Annotated in this window: 2 protein-coding genes; both read right to left on the reverse strand. The window is 74.8% G+C overall.

From position 1 onward, the window contains the following. The coding region (locus ACZJYS_RS24245) for an NADH-quinone oxidoreductase subunit B family protein (RefSeq protein ID WP_493180635.1) at positions 1-409 on the reverse strand (409 nt) is incomplete at its 3' end. A 26-nt stretch (positions 410-435) separates the two neighbouring features. Continuing rightward, on the reverse strand, positions 436-1615 hold a 1180-nt coding region (locus ACZJYS_RS24250; RefSeq protein WP_493180636.1), incomplete at its 5' end, for a hydrogenase large subunit.

Consider the following 1615-nt stretch of genomic DNA (forward strand, 5'->3'; position numbering starts at 1 on the left):
CGCCATCCACCGCGCAGTCGCCCACCGCCACCACCCATTTCGGGTCGGGCATGGCGGCATGGGTGCGCAGCAGGGCCTCGTTCATGTTGCGGGCGGCCGGGCCGGTGACGAGCAGCACGTCGGCATGGCGCGGCGAGGCGACGAAGCGCAGCCCGAACCGCTCCAGGTCGTAGGCCACGCCGGAGAGGGCGTTCACCTCCAGCTCGCAGCCATTGCAGGAGCCGGCATCGACATGGCGGATCGCCAGGCTGCGGCCGAGGCGGCCGCGCGCGATGGCGTCCAGCCGCTCCACCAGGGCGGCGACGATCTCGGGCGTGCTCTCCGGCGGCGGGTCGGTCAGCGGGCGGCGGAACACGGTGCGCGCCAGATCGGCGAGCAGCGGGCGGGGCCAGGGCATTGGCCAGGGCATCGGTCAGTCTCCCTGCCGGGGCGGGGTCACAGGTCCACCCCGCTGTAGGAGGCGTTGAAGGATTTGTTGCAGAGCGGGAAGTCGGCCACGATGTCGCCCTCCACCGCCGCCTCCAGCAGCGGCCAGTGCAGCCAGGAGGGATCGCGCGGGAAGATGGCGCGGATCAGCCCCGCCTCGTCCAGCGCCATCCAGCACAGCACCTCGCCGCGGAAGCCCTCCACCACGCCGACCCCCTCCCCCGCCCGGGCGGGAATGGGCAGCAGCGTCTCGCCCGCCTCCAGCCGCGCCAGCAGGGCGGCCACCATGGCCAGGCTCTCGGCCAGCTCGTCGAGGCGGATCTGCAGCCGCGCCTCCACATCGCCCGCCTGGCGCAGCGGCACGGTGAAGCCGAGGCGGTCATAGGGCGCGTAGGGCATGTCCCGCCGCGCGTCGAAATCCCGCCCCGAGGCGCGGCCGACATAGCCGCCGGCGGCGAAGCCCGCCGCCAGGCCAGGGCGCAGCGTGCCGGTGCCGGCCAGCCGGTCCTGCAGGCTGGCATGGCCTTCGATCGCGCGGCGCAGCGCCGGCAGCCCGGCCACCACCGCCGCCAGCGCGGCCAGAATCGCCTCCGGCCCGCTCGGCGCGATGTCGATGGAGACGCCGCCCGGCACCACGCGGTCCATCATCAGCCGGTGGCCGAAGGCGGCGTCCGCCGCGCGCAGCACACGCTCGCGCAGCAGGCCGCAGCGGGCATGGGGCCAGGCGAAGGCGGCGTCGTTGCAGAGAAAGCCGATATCGTTGAGGTGGTTGGCGATGCGCTCCAGCTCCGCCATCACGCCGCGCAGCAGGGTGGCGCGCGGCGGCGGCGTGACGCCGGTGGCGGCCTCGGCGGCGGCGGCGAAGGCCCAGGCATGCGCCACGGTGGAATCGCCCGAGAGCCGCGCCGCCAGCCGCGCCGCCAGCCGGGGCGACTTGCCCCGCATCAGCCCCAGCACGCCCTTGTGCGCGTAGCCCAGACGCGTCTCCAGTCGGACGATGGTCTCGCCCTGCACATGGAAGCGGAAATGCCCCGGCTCGATCACGCCCGCATGCACGGGCCCGACCGGGATCTGGTGCACCCCCTCCCCCTCGGCGGGCAGGAAGGCGGGCTGCGGCAGCTCGCCCACCGGCGGGCTGGGCGACTTGCCGAGCGGAGCATGGAGCGGCCACACGCCGTGGTCCAGCCAG

The sequence above is a fragment of the Roseomonas sp. TS2 genome (assembly GCF_058833935.1).